Below are 15,421 nucleotides of genomic sequence, written 5' to 3'. Positions count from 1 at the left end.
TCCGTAACTTCGCCACATCATGAAATCGGTGAATATCCAAAATAAAAAAGCACGTTTTGAGTATCAAATACTCGATAATTTCGTGGCTGGTATACAGCTTACAGGAACGGAGATAAAATCCATTCGTGAAAGCAAAGCTGCTATCACCGATTCATTTTGTACTTTCAAAAAAGACGAACTTTTTATAGTTGGTATGCATATCGAGGAATATGCTTTTGGAAATTATGCTAACCACTTACCAAAACGGGAAAGAAAACTTCTTCTTAATAGACAAGAGTTGAACAAAATTCAAAAGAAAATGAAAGATGTGGGACTAACTATTGTCCCTCTCCGATTATTCTTGAGTGAAAAAGGCTGGGCAAAAATAGAAATTGCAGTGGCTAAGGGTAAAAAGCTACACGACAAGCGAAATACTCTTAAAGACAGAGATGTTCAGCGAGATATAGACAGGGCTAGCAAATAGCTATTACATCATCAAAAACAAGAATAAGCCAGAGAAAATTAAAGCCGCAAGACCATACCAAGATGACCTTCTTAACTGATAATTTTTAGACACAAGGTATGCAATCCCAATCCCAACAAAATTTAACATAAAGCCTAACACAAAACCAATCCAACAAAAAGTTACATTTCTTTCATAGGTTGGGCTGGACATAAAAGCATCTTCTTCAATAGACAACTCTATTAAGTCATTGGTCTTTTGTACCGGAAATGAAGCAAGAGATAGAAGAGGTATTACACAAAGGGAAAGTAATATTACAAGTGTTTTTTTCATGTTTATTTAAGTTGGTTTTAAAATCGGCGCGAATTAAATAAAAATATTTAATCGAACAATTAGTTTACAACAAAAAATTCTAATCTTAATGAAGAAAATATTACACCTTCAAAATAAGTTTTTGACATAAAAAAAAAGCCCCTCTTTTCGAGGGGCTTTTCTACTAACTAAAAGAAGAAAATTATGCTACTTATCTTCCTTTACTTCTTCAAAATCTACATCGGTAACATCATCGGCTCCGCCTTCTGGGCTTGCTTGAGCATCACTATCAGCAGCTTGCTGATCTTGAGTAGCTTTGTACATTTCTTCGGAAGCCGCAGTCCAAGCTGTATTGATGGTTTCCATAGCTGTATCAATTGCAGCTAAGTCTTTGCTTTCGTGTGCTTTTTTCAATCCTTCTAAAGCGTCTTCAATAGGCTTTTTCTTATCATCAGATAATTTATCGCCATACTCTTTGAGTTGCTTTTCGGTTTGGAAAATCATTGCATCTGCAGCATTTACCTTTTCAACTTGTTCTTTTGCTTGTTTGTCGGCATCGGCATTAGCTTCAGCTTCTTTCTTCATTCTTTCGATTTCTTCTTCAGAAAGTCCAGAAGAGGCTTCAATCTTAATGTTTTGCTCTTTACCAGTGGCTTTATCCTTTGCCGATACATTCAATATTCCGTTTGCATCGATATCGAAAGTCACTTCAATTTGAGGCACTCCTCTAGGTGCTGGGGGAATGTCAGATAACTGAAAACGTCCGATAGTTTTGTTATCAGCAGACATTGGTCTTTCACCTTGTAAAACGTGAATATCTACAGCAGGCTGATTATCAGCAGCAGTAGAGAATACTTCCGATTTCTTAGTTGGGATAGTCGTGTTTGACTCTATAAGCTTAGTCATTACGCCACCCATAGTTTCAATACCTAATGATAGTGGTGTAACGTCTAATAAAAGAACGTCTTTTACATCTCCAGTAAGTACACCACCTTGAATAGCTGCTCCAATAGCCACAACTTCATCAGGGTTTACTCCTTTCGAAGGCTCTTTACCAAAGAATTCTTTTACTATGTTTTGAATAGCAGGTATACGCGTTGAACCTCCTACCAAAATAACTTCGTCAATGTCACTTGCAGACATTCCAGCATCTTTTAATGCTTGTTTGCAAGGCTCTATTGTTGCTTGAATAAGCTTATCGGCTAATTTCTCGAACTGAGCTTTAGTTAAGGTTCTTACCAAGTGCTTGGGCCCTGAAGCTGTTGCAGTAATATATGGTAAGTTAATTTCAGTCTGAGCGCTAGAAGATAATTCTACTTTAGCTTTTTCAGCAGCTTCTTTCAAACGCTGTAAAGCCATTGGGTCCTGTCTTAAATCAATGTTTTCTTCAGACTTAAACTCTTCAGCCATCCAGTCAATTAATACTTGGTCAAAGTCATCTCCACCAAGGTGAGTATCACCATTAGTTGATTTTACTTCGAATACTCCATCGCCTAGCTCTAGTACTGATATATCAAAAGTACCCCCACCTAAATCAAATACAGCAATAGTTCTGTCCTTATCAGATTTATCAAGTCCATAAGCTAATGCGGCAGCAGTTGGCTCGTTAATAATTCGACTCACTTTAAGTCCTGCAACTTCACCAGCCTCTTTTGTAGCCTGACGTTGTGCATCGTTAAAGTAAGCAGGAACAGTTACTACTGCTTCCTTGACTTCATGTCCTAAATAATCTTCAGCAGTTTTCTTCATTTTTTGAAGAATCATAGCCGAAATTTCTTGTGGCGTGTATTTTCTATCGTCAATTAATACTCTAGGGGTATCATTATCTCCTTTCACTACTTTGTAAGGAACACGTCCTGCTTCTTTCTGCACTTTAGAAAAAGATTCTCCCATAAATCGCTTAATAGAAGCAATTGTTTTTTCTGGATTAGTAATCGCCTGTCTTTTGGCAGGGTCTCCTACTTTTCTTTCGCCACCTTCTACGAAAGCAACGATTGAAGGTGTTGTTCTTTTACCTTCGCTATTAGGTATTACTACTGGCTCATTTCCTTCCATTACGGAAACGCATGAGTTGGTAGTTCCTAAATCAATTCCAATAATTTTGCTCATTGTATATAAATTTAATGTTTTAGCGTGTTTCGCTTTTACTTATATACAAAGTCTGTGCCAACATCTAGAGCGATGACATAAGTTCAGGAAATAAAGACAAATTGACAGATTTATGGCTCTATGAAATTTAACTGATCAGTAAGATCTCCATTGGATAGCTCAGTTAAAGAAGGTATGCTTAAGTACTTACCTGTTTGCTGAGCATTGAGCCTTGAAGAGAAAACTCCCCTCCCATTTTCAATATTAGTAAAAGCTGGTGGATCTTGAAATATTAGAGTTGGTAAATTATTAATCTCTACGTATTGAGCTATATCTACACCTCCAACTAGAAATAGAAAATCTACTCCTCCTACCCAGTAATCGTATTCTTCAAAACCATCTTCTAGTTGTTTTGCATTGATGCGTTGTATATTTATATTTTCCGAAATACTATTGGCAACGAAAAAATAAAAACTTTCACCTGTAATATAAAGCTCCATATCACTTCCTCCCGACGAATTACTTGAATACATTTGAGAGTATGACTTATCAATGAATTTACGCACAACCTCTCCGGAAGAAACATTTCTCTCATAGTAATAAAACCTCAAAAACGGTCTATATATTTTTCCATTTCTGGAAGACGACCATTGTAGCCTGTGATTTCGATATTCGTTATCCTTAAAAAACCTAATTTCATCAGTAAACCCTTGATTAATATCCAAAGGCTCTATTAAAGCTGTTGATGAACGAGCCTCATAACCACTTTCTAAGTTATGAACGTACAAGTGATAGACTAAAGATTCATCAAGACTTTCGGTTGTAATATATTCGACTGAGTATTCAGTAGAAAAAATAGTATCAAAACCAGTAGAAAATCTGTTATTTGAGAGATTATAATCTAAAGTTATGGCCTGTACTGTATCATCATTTGAATTCACGCCATATAAAAAGACTTCCAACTGATCTTCAGCATAATAAAAAGAATCTGGCTCTTGGGCCATAGTGTAAGCGCTTTCTTGACCTAAAAATGATTTGTAAATAATAACCTTTTGAGTATCTACAGTTTGGTCTAACAAACCATAAATAATTGCAGTTTCTTTCCAAGGTGCATTGACCTCAAAGTCAGTTTCACAGGCTGTTAAAATGGCAATTACTAAAAAAAATAGTAAATAACTTTTTTTCATAAGTGCAAATTTATACTTTTAATTCCAAATAACACTTAGTACATTTGTGCTCAAACATAATAATTTACCATGAAAAAATATATTAGCTTATTCTTAAGTTTGGTCGTGTCTATTGTGGGCTATTCCCAAACAACTTCTCTATCTTCTTTTGAAGATGAATTTTTCTCTGAAAGCTTTAATTCCGAAAGCGAATTTTTGCCTTCAATTGTCGAAAAAGAGAACTATATAGTCATTGACGATGGCGATTTATATTTAAATAGAAGTAATCCAGATACAGACTTCATCACTCTTTCTAAAAAGAATGATTTACCTGACACCTACAGACTTAAAGCTGCCATAAAGATTGGACCATCTATTAAAAGAACCTTCTTCTCAGGCATTATAATGAATATGTCTGAAGATAATTCGGAGTGCCTTGGCATTGAAGTAAATGGTAAAAGAGAGTATCGAATAAGGAAGATTATGTCTAACTCTTCAAAATATTTGAGTGGAACAGAATCTAATTTGGGATGGGTAAAAAATAAGTATGTTAAGGATAACTCTGAGTATAATTACATAGATATCATTTACACGAACTCAACGTATAACGTATTCATCAATAATAATTTTGCTGCCGCATATGAAGTGCCTGAGCTTAAAACTGGACAATTTGGCTTTATCATTGGACCAAACTCACAGGCAAGAGTCGACTTTGTTTCAATTCTAAAAAAGAGTAAAGATAAGTCAGTAGATAATTTCAAAAAGCTCGAAAGTAAAATTGATAAGTTAAATACCAATTCAGAAAAACTGGTTAAACTAGAAAAGGAATACAAACTTGAAAAGGAAAACAATTCCTCAATTATTGCTGAGAAAACAAAAAAGATATCCGATTTAGAGCAAAAGAACAAAGACCTCATTCAAAATAGAGATAGAGTAATTAATGAACAGTCGAAGAAAATTTATAGTTTAGAAACTGAGAATAAATTTTTAAAAGAAAATCAAAGTAAAGACATAGCTGAAAAGGCAAAAACCATCATAGACCTAAAGAAAAAGAATTTACTACTCACTCAAGAAAACAAGAAGATTAAAGAACTTGAAACACAAAATGCTACTCTAAGAAATAAACTGGACAATTATTCAGATTTACAAAAAGAAAACACCTCTCTGAACCAAAAATTAGTTCAGTTTAAAAGCCTAACTGAGCAAAACAATACCCTTAAAGAAAATTTAAAGAAAAAAACACAAAGTTCTTTAACATCAAAAACTGAAATAAGTAATTTAACAAAATCTCTTAACGATGTAAATAGTGAATTAGCAAGTACAAAGGCAGCCAAGGAGGAACTATTGAAAAGTAAAAATGCTGTGCAAACAGAATTGAATGAGGTTAAAAACAAAAACAACAAATTGAATCAGAAAATTAAGCAACTCGATTCTGCAAACAAAAACTTCAACGATAAGCAGACATTATCCGCTAATAAGATTAACGAATTGACACAAAAATTAAGTCAACTCAATTCAGATTTTTCCTCAACTAAAAATGAATTGACTGAGCAGAACAAAACTGTACTAAAACTACAAGCTGAAAATAAAAAATTAAGTAATTCTCTAGAAATAGCTAATAACAAAATCAATGAAAGTTCTCAAATGAAAAGTGACTTTAATGATTTTAAAAATGGGTTTATGGAAATGGAAATTGCCAATTCAAAATTGAGTGAAAAAATAAAGACTCTGAACTCTGATCTTGATAAATATAGAAACATTGAAAAGGAATTCGAACAAAATCAAATTTTACTAGAAAAAACAAATTCTGCTTTAGCTCAAAAAACAAGTGAACTAAAGTCGCTTAAAAAACAATCAGCATCTATACAAGAACTTAACAGGGAGATAGCAACACTAAATCAAAAAGTAAATCAACAAAACGCACAAATTGAGTCTAAAACTAAGTCGCTGGAAAACCTAACGAATAAATATCAAGCCCTTGAAAAGAAAAACGAAAACGATATTATCACTCTTACACAAAAAGTGCAGACTGCAGAAGTAGAAAAGAAAAAGGCATTGCTTGAAAGTGAAACTGTTAAATTACAAGTCGAACGCCAAAAGTTGATTGCCTCTCAGTTTGCAGAATCGTATCAAATTGAAAAAGAAAAAAACAAACAATTCCAAAATGAAATTTTAAACTTCAATTTGGGAGAAAATAAGTCGGAAAGTAATGGAGGTGTGGTTTATAGAGTACAATTAGGTATATTTGACGACGTAATTGATATTGAAGGATTAGAAGACTTAACCACCATTTACACTAAAAACCAACAGATTATTTACATCTCTGGCAAGTTCGATAGTTTTAATTCAGCAAGAACTTATCTAGTTAAAATGCGTGAAAAAGGATTCCAAGATTCCTTCATCGTAAAATTTTAACAATGTCCGTTCATAAGAAAGTTTATAAAAAAATAACGACACATTCTCTTCTTGAAATGAAACAAAACAAGGAGAAGATTTCTATGCTAACAGCTTACGATTATACACTTGCAAAAATTGTAGATTCTGGAGGGGTTGATGTAATTTTAGTAGGTGATTCTGCCTCTAACGTAATGGCTGGACACGAAACTACTCTGCCAATTACCCTTGACCAAATGATATACCATACAGCATCTGTAGTTAGAGCTGTTGACAGAGCATTAATTGTGGCTGATATGCCTTTTGGTTCTTACCAAGGAAACTCAAAAGAAGCTTTGAATTCTGCCATTAAAATAATGAAGGAATCTGGTGCTCATTCTGTAAAACTGGAAGGTGGAAAGGAAATTATTGAATCTATTGAACGTGTTTTAACTGCTGGAATACCAGTTATGGGGCACTTGGGTCTTACACCCCAATCCATTTATAAGTTTGGCACTTATACTGTAAGAGCAAAAGAAGAAGAGGAAGCAAGAAAACTTATTGAAGACGCATTACTTTTAGAACAAGCAGGTTGCTTTGCTCTAGTCCTTGAAAAAATACCTTCTAAACTAGCCTCGGAGGTTGCTAAAAAACTAACTATACCGGTTATTGGAATTGGTGCTGGAAGTCAAGTAGACGGACAAGTGTTAGTTCTTCATGACATGATTGGAATGACTCATGAATTTAGCCCTCGCTTTCTTAGACGTTATCTTAACTTATACCAAGATATTCAATCTGCTGTTGGACAGTACGTTTCTGATGTCAAATCAATAGATTTTCCTAACGAAAAAGAACAATATTGATGATTGAAGTCCTTTACGAGGATAATCACATTATTGCAGTCAATAAAAAACCTTCGGATATTGTTCAAGGTGATAAGACTGGAGACAGACCTCTTGCTGAGTTTGTAAAAGATTTTTTGAAGAAAAAATACAATAAGCCTGGAGATGTTTTTCTAGGTGTAGTCCACCGACTGGATAGACCAGTAAGCGGCGTGGTCTTATTCGCTAAAACCAGTAAATCACTAAGTAGATTGAATAAGATGTTTAGAGAAAAAGACATTCAAAAAACCTACTGGGCAATTGTAAAAAATAAACCTCAAAAATCATCTGATACACTTAAACACTACCTCAAAAAAAACCATATCAAAAATAAATCTACTGCCTTTAATCGTGAAGAAAATGGCAGTCTTCTTTCTGAGTTAAGCTATACGTTTTTGAAGTCTCTAGATAATTATCATTTGATTGAAGTATATCCAAAAACAGGAAGGCATCATCAAATTAGAGTTCAACTTTCTAAAATCGGATCACCTATAAAAGGGGATATCAAATACGGATTTAATAGAACAAATAAAGATGCTAGCATACACTTACATGCACGGAAAATTGAATTCATTCACCCTGTTAAAAACGAAGCCTTGAGCATTACAGCTCCAACTCCTAAAGATAGTATTTGGAAAGAGTGCGAAAAAAATTAGTTTGGATCAACATCAATTGTAAATCTAACTGATAAGTAATTCGGATGTTTATTCAATGTATTTACTAATTCTAAGAGGTGTTTTTTTGATTTTTTTAAAGATAAGTTATCTCCTATTTTTAGAATTATATTTTTTAAATATCGATTTTTTACTCTAGAAACTACAGGGTATTCAGGTCCTAATACACATTTATCAAAGGCAGCTCGTAAATGAATGGCCAATTCTCTTGCCGCAAAATTTGTTAACTCATAGTCTTTGTGAGAAACTGTTATTGAGATAAGCTTACAAAAAGGCGGATAGTTAAACAGTTCACGCTCACTAATTTCGGATGTATACATGGACAAGTAATCATTTCTCTTAACTGATTTTATAATATCGTGTTCTGCCGAGTAGGTTTGAATGATAACCATACCTTGCTTATTCTTTCGACCTGAACGCCCCGCAACTTGTGCCATTAGTTGATAAGAACGCTCGTAAGACCTAAAATCAGGATAATTTAACAGGCTATCGGCATTTATAATTCCAACTAAAGAGACGTTATTAAAATCAAGCCCCTTTGTAATCATTTGAGTACCAATTAGAATATCAATATTTCTGTTTTCAAAATCGTGAATAATACTATCATAGGCGTATTTTTTTTTGGTAGTATCTAAATCCAATCGTTTTATTACTGCGTCCTTAAAAAAGGGTTGTAACTCCTCTTCAAGTTTTTCAGTTCCATATCCTTTAATAATTAATTCAGAACTTCCACATACTTTACATCTTTTAACAAGTTGGTCAGAATAACCACAGTAGTGACATTTAAGTACTTCTTGGTGTTTATGATAGGTCAGACTCACATCACATGAAACACATTTGGCTGTCCAGCCACAAGATTTACATTCACTTACTGGTGCAAAACCCCTTCTATTTTGAAATAAAATAACCTGCTCATTTTTAGATAAGGCACTTTCAATAGCATCCAATAATTTTGGTGAAAAAGCACCCTTCATTTGTTTTCTGTGGGTCAAATACTTAATGTCTTCAATATCAATTTCAGGCATTTTTACACCCCCATATCGCTCATTCAATTCTACTAAAGCATATTTATCCAACAATGCATTATGATAGCTTTCTATTGAAGGTGTAGCCGAAGCTAAAAGCACTTTAGCATTTAATAATTGAGCATATTTAATTACAGTATCCCTAGCATTGTATCTTGGTGAAGGTTGTTGTTGTTTAAAGGTATTTTCATGCTCTTCATCCACAATGATAAGTCCCAAATTATTAAAAGGCAAAAAGATAGATGATCGTGTTCCTATAATAATAGGAAAGCGACCACTATTTTGTACTTCGTTCCAAATTTCAGCACGTTCATTATTATTGAATTTGGAGTGATAGACCCCTACTAAATCGCCAAAATGCTGTCTTAATCTATTAATTATTTGGGTAGTTAGGGCAATTTCTGGCAAAAGATATAAAACTTGATATCCTTTTTCAACTGCTTCTCTTATGAGTTTTATAAAAATCTCTGTTTTACCACTAGATGTAACACCGTGTAACAAGGCTACGTCTTTTTTTTCAAAAGCAGATTTGACTTGAGAAAAAGCATGATGTTGAGGTGGACTCAAATCAAAAGATATTAAATCTTCATTTTCAAAGCGTTCAAGTCTAGAAACTTCATCTTCAAAGGCGCTAAAAACCCCCTTTTCTATGAGTGCATTTAGACTTTGATGAGAGGCTGAAGCAGATTTTAACAGCTGACTTATAGCTATAGAATCCGTATTTAATTCATTCCTTAAATTAGTAAAGTGCTCAACAATCAATCTCTGTTTTTTGGCATTTTTAAGAACAGAATCGTCAATGAATTCGCTAACTAACTTTACCTTACGAATAGTTTTTGGTCTGTACTTTTCATTAATCTCTTCTAAAAGTGAAATGATATTCCGTTTCAATAATGAATTGATAACTGGAAAAATAGTTTTCTGATTTAAAATTGCTGAGACTTCCTTCAGTGATAGTTCTTTACTCTGTTCAAGTGCTTCAACTACCAAAAACTCCTTGTCTGTCAATTCAGATTTTTCAACCTCACCCGTGTCTAATACTAATTTTGTTCCACTACTTAGTTTTAGTGCTGATGGTAATGCAGAATTCATTATTTCGCCTAGACCACAACAATAGTATTCAGACATCCAATCCCACAGTTTAAACTGTGATTCAGAAACAACCGCTTTGGAGTCTAAAACTTCTTGAATATGTTTGGCTATATAATTTGAAGGCGGGGTTTTATGGACAGCGTATACAAGGGCTGTATAAAACTTTTTTTGCCCAAACTGAACTATCACCCTCATTCCTACTTTTAAGTCGAGGAAATCTTCAGGAACCTCATATGTAAACACATTTTTAAGAGGTAATGGTAGTATGACATCAGCAAAAATCACGCATTACAAAGATGTGAATTTTTACTTTAATACATTTACGGTTCCATTCTGAAATTTATACTTAGCATCCTTACCATAAATTTTAGCAACATAACTATAAGTTCCTGGTGGCACTACCCTATTTTTATATCTTCCATCCCAAAACTCTGAAAGGCTATTAGTATGAAACATCAACTCTCCCCATCGATTAAAGATTGAAAATTCAAAATCAATAATATTATTACCTCTATAAACCAATAATTCATTATCGTAATCCCAATTAGGAGTAAAGGAGTTTGGTATATATAAACTAACATCACATCCTATCTCAATAGCAATAGAGTCTGTTTCATTACAGTTCTGAGGAAAACTATAATACACCCAATTCACTCCTTTATAAGCATGTATTGGGTTAAAATAATTACTAAAATCTGTTCCCTTTCCATGCCAAACTCCATCCTCTGGAGTAGCTAACAACTCAACTAGTGAATCAACTGGACACAACACAGAGTCAACAGATGTAATAATTTGAGGGGATATTAATTCCTTGTATAAAACTGATGCAATACCAGAATTACTAATAGATTCACACCCTTTTGCATCAACAATTTTCTCAACAGAATACACATAATCGCCTTCGGAATAAATCGAAAAAGGAATTTTATCTATGGAAATATAGCTTTTTGTATTACTGCCGTCATTCAAAAAAACACTGTAAGGAAAAAAGTTTACATCTGAGTAAATGACAACTTCTGAAGTGTCTCCTTTACAAATTGGACCTCCACCTGATAAAACTGAATTGAAATCATTTCGTCGAATCAATGAAGATCCAATAACGCTTCCTACACAATTACTATCCTTTACTGATATCAGTGAATATTCTCCTGCTACTGTTCCTAAAATTTTATAGTTCGTAATTTCTGTAGAAACATGATAAACTTGAGTTCCATTAGTATAACTGATAGAAAATGGGGGGCGACCTTCTAAAGTAACTTCTATTTCAGGCAAGTCTCTTCCCTTGCAAATAATACCAGCTTCACTGCTTACAGTAGCAAGTGGTCTTTCTATTCTATGAACTTCAATACTGTCTATGCCTATACAATTATTTGCATCTGTAACTGTCAATATATAAATACCAACAGGCACATTTATTTCAGCACTAGTCTGCCCTGAACTCCATAGATAAGCATATGGTGCCTCTCCAGTCAGAAGTTTCACATCAAGGGTAATACTATCTCCAGAACATACTGATAGGTCCTCTCCGAGACTTACACCTAAAGATTTTTCCTCAACCGTTATCGTATCTGAAAGCAAATCACATCCATCATTCGAAGCTGTAAACCAATACGTGCCAGGGCCTACACTTATGGATTGAGTGGTTTCATTGGTACTCCACAAATACGTATAATCATCGGGTGAATTAACTTGTGCGGATAATATAACCTCTTCTCCACAATTTATTAATATGTGAAGACTATCTTGATCAAGGTTATTAGCAATATTTGTTTGTGTTGAAGAAAAACTTTTTTCCTCAAGGAAAACGAAAGATGACAAGCCTGTATCACTACCATCAGCAATCGCCAAACGAATATGATAGGTTTCTCCACACTGAACAACTAACTCTGCTCTCATAGAAACAGTAAAACCATCTATTTTGGCAACTGTAGAATCAGATTGGTTATTTACAAAGAACTGAGGGTTATATGATATTTGCGATGTGCTACAAATAGATGAAACTGTAATGGGTAAATCTACTCCTAATGAATTAGATTCTTGGCTTTCAAAAACAGCAACATTTATACTTCCATCTGGAAAACCTGTTGGACTACTATAAGGGCCTGATATTCCCGGCCCAGAAATAAAAAAGCCAAATACATCATTAAATGAAGTGTTTTCGTAGGCAAAATACTCTTCAGAACCAAATACATAGTTAAATGAGACCGTGTCACTATTTGGTACAAAATCAAATTCTAAAATCGCAACATCATTGATGGAACTTACTGTAAAACTCTGACCAATCAATCCAGGAACACTATTTGCAACACTAAGTAAATCAGGGTCAGTTATTGGAGGTGTTTGAGAAACAGCAGCAACAGTTCCTGAAAACGAAGGTTCTAAAATGGAAATATCTCCAGTCGATAGAACAATACCACCACTTAATCCTATATTTGAATCTGAGCCATCGAAATAACCCATTTGTTTTGGATGCCCTTGAAAGGAAAAATTCGAGGCTTGAACTCCCGATGAAAGCAACACATTGTTAACCAAATGACCAGGTGTATCAAATGGAGGATTAGTACTCACAGAAATTTGACAAAAAGCAAATAAATGAAAAACGATAGAAAATAGACAAAAGAAAACTTTTTTCATCAGGCGATAAGGATTAAAAATGATGACTATTTGTAAAAATACAATTTTCTATCTAAAAAGATTGATTGTTCCTGTTTTATTTAAAATTTGAGCATCTTTTCCATAAGCTGATATGCTGTATGAGTAAGTTCCTTTTTGAAGTAAACTACCTTTAAACTTTCCGTCCCAAAATTTATAAATATCGTTTGTGTTGAATACTACTTCTCCCCATCTGTTATAAATAGACATTTCAAAAGATAAAACATTATTACCCTTTATGACCAGTTCTTCATTTTCATCATCACCATTGGGTGTAAATGAATTCGGAATAAAAATGCTTAAATCGCAACCAACCTCAATAGCAATAGAGTCAGTTTCATTACAATTTTGAGGGAAGCTATAATAAACCCAATTAGTTCCCATAAAGGCATTGGCAGGGTTAAAATAATTACCAACGCCCATTCCTTTACCACTCCAAACTCCTCCTTGATTCATTGCTTCAATTTGAATTGGCTCATTAACTGGGCAGACTACTGTGTCTAGAGTAAAATTGATTTCAGGGTTCATATATTCTTTGACAGAAATAACAGCTTCTCCTTGATTATCAATGGATATACAACCGTTAGAATCAATCACTTTATCAACAACATAAACAGCTGGTTCATTCATATAAAAAGTGAAAGTAGGCTCTGTTATGGCACTAAAAACTTGATTATAATCTCCGTTATGAATGAATAAATTATAAGGGATAGCGTCTGCTTCTACAGTTACTGTAATTTCAGCGCTATCAACATCACATATTACTCCACCACCTACCATTGAAGTTTTTGGTAATGAAAAGTTTGAAATTATTGCAGAACCATCTACTGAGCCCGAACAATTGTTATCAATTATTGATAATAAACTATAATCTCCTGATGTAGTTGCCATTATGGAATGGTTAAGAAACATAGCCGTATCAGTGAAGAAATTTTGTCCATCAGTGTAATTTATATAAAAAGGAGCCTGACCACTTAATGCTAAGTTTAATGGTAATTGAAAGGATTGCCCCTCACATATCGTTCCACCACCACTAAGTGTAGCTGTTGGTCTATCAATAGAATTTATATTAATTTCATCCTGTCCTATACAACCATTTCCATCAGTCACTATTAATGAATAAATACCAGCTGGAACTGTTATTTCTTCAGATGACTGCCCTGAACTCCAATCAAATAAAACTGGAGGTGCTGCATTTAACGTTTCTATTTGAATAGTTACAACGTCTTCTCCACACACCGAAATATCATCTCCAATTTCTAGTTCAATAGTATTCAGTTCTTCAACATAAAAAGTGTCTGATAATGTTGAGCAATTATTATCACTCGTTGCTTCTACAATATACTCTCCTTCTCCTACGTCAATAGTCTGAGAATTTTGACCATTACTCCATGAATAAGAATAGCTACCTGTCTGAGACATCTGCGCCGTTAATTCGACGGTTGTTCCACAATCAATTACAATATGACTGGAATCTTGTCCTAAACTGTTTAAAACATCTAAAAATGGAGATGAAAAACTGTTTTCTTCTAAAAATACATATGAAGAGAGTCCACCATCAGTTCCATCAGCAATTGCCAATCGAATGTGGTAGGTTTCACCACATTGTACAGCTGCTTCTGCTGTCATTACAACCGTAAAACCGTCAGCATCATCGACTGTTTCTAAAGACTGATTATTGATAAATAATTGAGGATTATATACCGATGGACCTCCAAAATCATCTGGAAAGTTACATATTGAAGAAATTGTAATGGGTAATTCAACACCTAAAGAATTAGCTTCTTGACTTTCAAATGTTGCAATATTAATACTACCATTTGGGAAAGCTGCAGGACTTGCATATGGACCAACTATTCCTGGTCCTGAAATAAAAAATCCAAATACATCATTATATACAGAGTTTTCAAAGCCGAAGTATTCTTGTGAACCAAAAACATATTTAAATGAAACCGAATCACTACTAGGCACAAAATCAAATTCTAAAACAGCTATATCATTTACGCTGGAAACGTTAAAAGCTTGACCTATCAGAGGCGGAACACTGTTTGCCACATCCAATAAATCCGGATCTTCTACTGGCGGGACAACATTAACAAAATCTCCAAAACCTTCAAAAGTCGGATCCAATATATCAATGTCACCTGTACTCATAACAATTCCACTGTTTAAACCAAGGTTTGAGGAAAACCCATTGAAATACCCTAATTGAATAGAATCTCCTTGAAAAGTGAAATTAGAGGCTTCTACACCCGTACCCAATAGTATGTCATTTACTAAATACTCTGGACTATCATAAGGTGGTGTTCGATCTGTTGTCAACTGTGCAAAGGCAGTCGTTGACACAAACAAAAATAAAACAGATAATTTATTTATCATCATATATTATTGTTAAGGTTAAGTAGTAAAATCTAATTAATCAGTTTTAATTTCAATCATTTATCAATAATTTTTGTTGATATTCAAACCCATCAGATTTTATCAATATAAAATATATTCCAGAAGCTAAATCACCTCTTTCTATTACTATAGAATTAGTGATGGTAGACTCTCGTAATACTCGTGCTCTGGAATCCATTAGTTTAAAGGTATACTCATTATCATTACTATTTCCCAATAGATCCACTGTAAAGTAATCTCTCGCAGGATTTGGATAAATCAATACATCCATACTGCTAAACTCATCTAATCCAACCTTTGTGAAGTCTCTAGTCAC

At 34.0% G+C, this 15,421-nt stretch carries 10 protein-coding genes and 1 pseudogene; 4 read left to right on the top strand and 7 right to left on the bottom strand.

The features are described 5' to 3' along the window. The first annotated feature begins 16 nt into the window (after window positions 1-16). Complete coding sequence (gene smpB / locus ISP73_07035; GenBank protein ID MBL6658335.1) at window positions 17-463, top strand: SsrA-binding protein SmpB; 447 nt, start codon at window positions 17-19, stop codon at window positions 461-463. Between the two features lie 3 nt (window positions 464-466). Here the strand turns inward: smpB and ISP73_07030 are convergent, their stop codons facing one another. The 3 genes from ISP73_07030 to ISP73_07020 all read right to left on the bottom strand — a co-directional run bounded on the left by ISP73_07030 (window position 467) and on the right by ISP73_07020 (window position 4,029). Continuing rightward, entirely contained in the window at window positions 467-775 is a 309-nt protein-coding gene (locus ISP73_07030; GenBank protein ID MBL6658334.1) for a hypothetical protein, read from the bottom strand. Window positions 776-961: 186 nt separating this feature from the next. Beyond that, the gene (gene dnaK / locus ISP73_07025; protein MBL6658333.1) at window positions 962-2,863 is read right to left on the bottom strand and encodes a molecular chaperone DnaK; all 1,902 of its coding nucleotides are present in this window, start codon (window positions 2,861-2,863) and stop codon (window positions 962-964) included. 110 nt (window positions 2,864-2,973) lie between these two features. After that, on the bottom strand, window positions 2,974-4,029 hold the full coding sequence (locus ISP73_07020) for a hypothetical protein (protein MBL6658332.1): 1,056 nt from the start codon (window positions 4,027-4,029) through the stop codon (window positions 2,974-2,976). A gap of 69 nt (window positions 4,030-4,098) precedes the next feature. Here ISP73_07020 and ISP73_07015 point away from each other — a divergent pair, with 69 nt between their 5' ends. Genes ISP73_07015 through ISP73_07005 form a run of 3 tightly spaced genes read left to right on the top strand, consistent with a single transcriptional unit; the run spans window position 4,099 to window position 7,918 of the window. Next, complete coding sequence (locus ISP73_07015) at window positions 4,099-6,423, top strand: hypothetical protein (protein MBL6658331.1); 2,325 nt, start codon at window positions 4,099-4,101, stop codon at window positions 6,421-6,423. Between the two features lie 2 nt (window positions 6,424-6,425). Next, window positions 6,426-7,244 (top strand): 3-methyl-2-oxobutanoate hydroxymethyltransferase, encoded by an 819-nt coding sequence (gene panB / locus ISP73_07010; GenBank protein ID MBL6658330.1) that lies wholly within the window; start codon window positions 6,426-6,428, stop codon window positions 7,242-7,244. Continuing rightward, window positions 7,244-7,918 (top strand): RNA pseudouridine synthase, encoded by a 675-nt coding sequence (locus tag ISP73_07005; protein ID MBL6658329.1) that lies wholly within the window; start codon window positions 7,244-7,246, stop codon window positions 7,916-7,918. Before panB ends, ISP73_07005 begins: the two co-directional genes overlap by 1 nt. Here ISP73_07005 and priA read toward each other — a convergent pair. The 4 genes and pseudogenes from priA to ISP73_06985 all read right to left on the bottom strand — a co-directional run. Further along, window positions 7,915-10,332, bottom strand: a pseudogene (gene priA, locus ISP73_07000) (primosomal protein N'). The gene ISP73_07005 and the pseudogene priA overlap by 4 nt on opposite strands. 27 nt (window positions 10,333-10,359) lie before the next feature. Then, a complete protein-coding gene (locus ISP73_06995) occupies window positions 10,360-12,687 on the bottom strand; it encodes a choice-of-anchor L domain-containing protein (GenBank protein ID MBL6658328.1) in 2,328 nt (775 codons plus the stop codon). Between the two features lie 48 nt (window positions 12,688-12,735). Next, window positions 12,736-15,084: a gliding motility-associated C-terminal domain-containing protein gene (locus ISP73_06990; protein ID MBL6658327.1), complete on the bottom strand. Its 2,349-nt coding sequence runs from the start codon at window positions 15,082-15,084 to the stop codon at window positions 12,736-12,738. 52 nt (window positions 15,085-15,136) lie between these two features. After that, on the bottom strand, window positions 15,137-15,421 hold a 285-nt coding region (locus tag ISP73_06985; protein MBL6658326.1), incomplete at its 5' end, for a T9SS type A sorting domain-containing protein.

The sequence above is a fragment of the Flavobacteriales bacterium genome, from assembly GCA_016779935.1.
In the GTDB taxonomy this organism is placed as follows: Bacteria; Bacteroidota; Bacteroidia; order Flavobacteriales; family UBA7312.
The sequence above is the reverse complement of the archived record's forward strand: the minus strand, read 5'-3'. Positions and strand labels throughout refer to the sequence as shown.

Coding starts and splice junctions, on each gene's coding strand:
- ISP73_07030 (MBL6658334.1), bottom strand. CDS start 775: ATGAAAAAAACACTTGTAATATTACTTTCCCTTTGTGTAATACCTCTT.
- dnaK (MBL6658333.1), bottom strand. CDS start 2,863: ATGAGCAAAATTATTGGAATTGATTTAGGAACTACCAACTCATGCGTT.
- ISP73_07020 (MBL6658332.1), bottom strand. CDS start 4,029: ATGAAAAAAAGTTATTTACTATTTTTTTTAGTAATTGCCATTTTAACA.
- ISP73_07015 (MBL6658331.1), top strand. CDS start 4,099: ATGAAAAAATATATTAGCTTATTCTTAAGTTTGGTCGTGTCTATTGTG.
- panB (MBL6658330.1), top strand. CDS start 6,426: ATGTCCGTTCATAAGAAAGTTTATAAAAAAATAACGACACATTCTCTT.
- ISP73_07005 (MBL6658329.1), top strand. CDS start 7,244: ATGATTGAAGTCCTTTACGAGGATAATCACATTATTGCAGTCAATAAA.
- ISP73_06995 (MBL6658328.1), bottom strand. CDS start 12,687: ATGAAAAAAGTTTTCTTTTGTCTATTTTCTATCGTTTTTCATTTATTT.
- ISP73_06990 (MBL6658327.1), bottom strand. CDS start 15,084: ATGATAAATAAATTATCTGTTTTATTTTTGTTTGTGTCAACGACTGCC.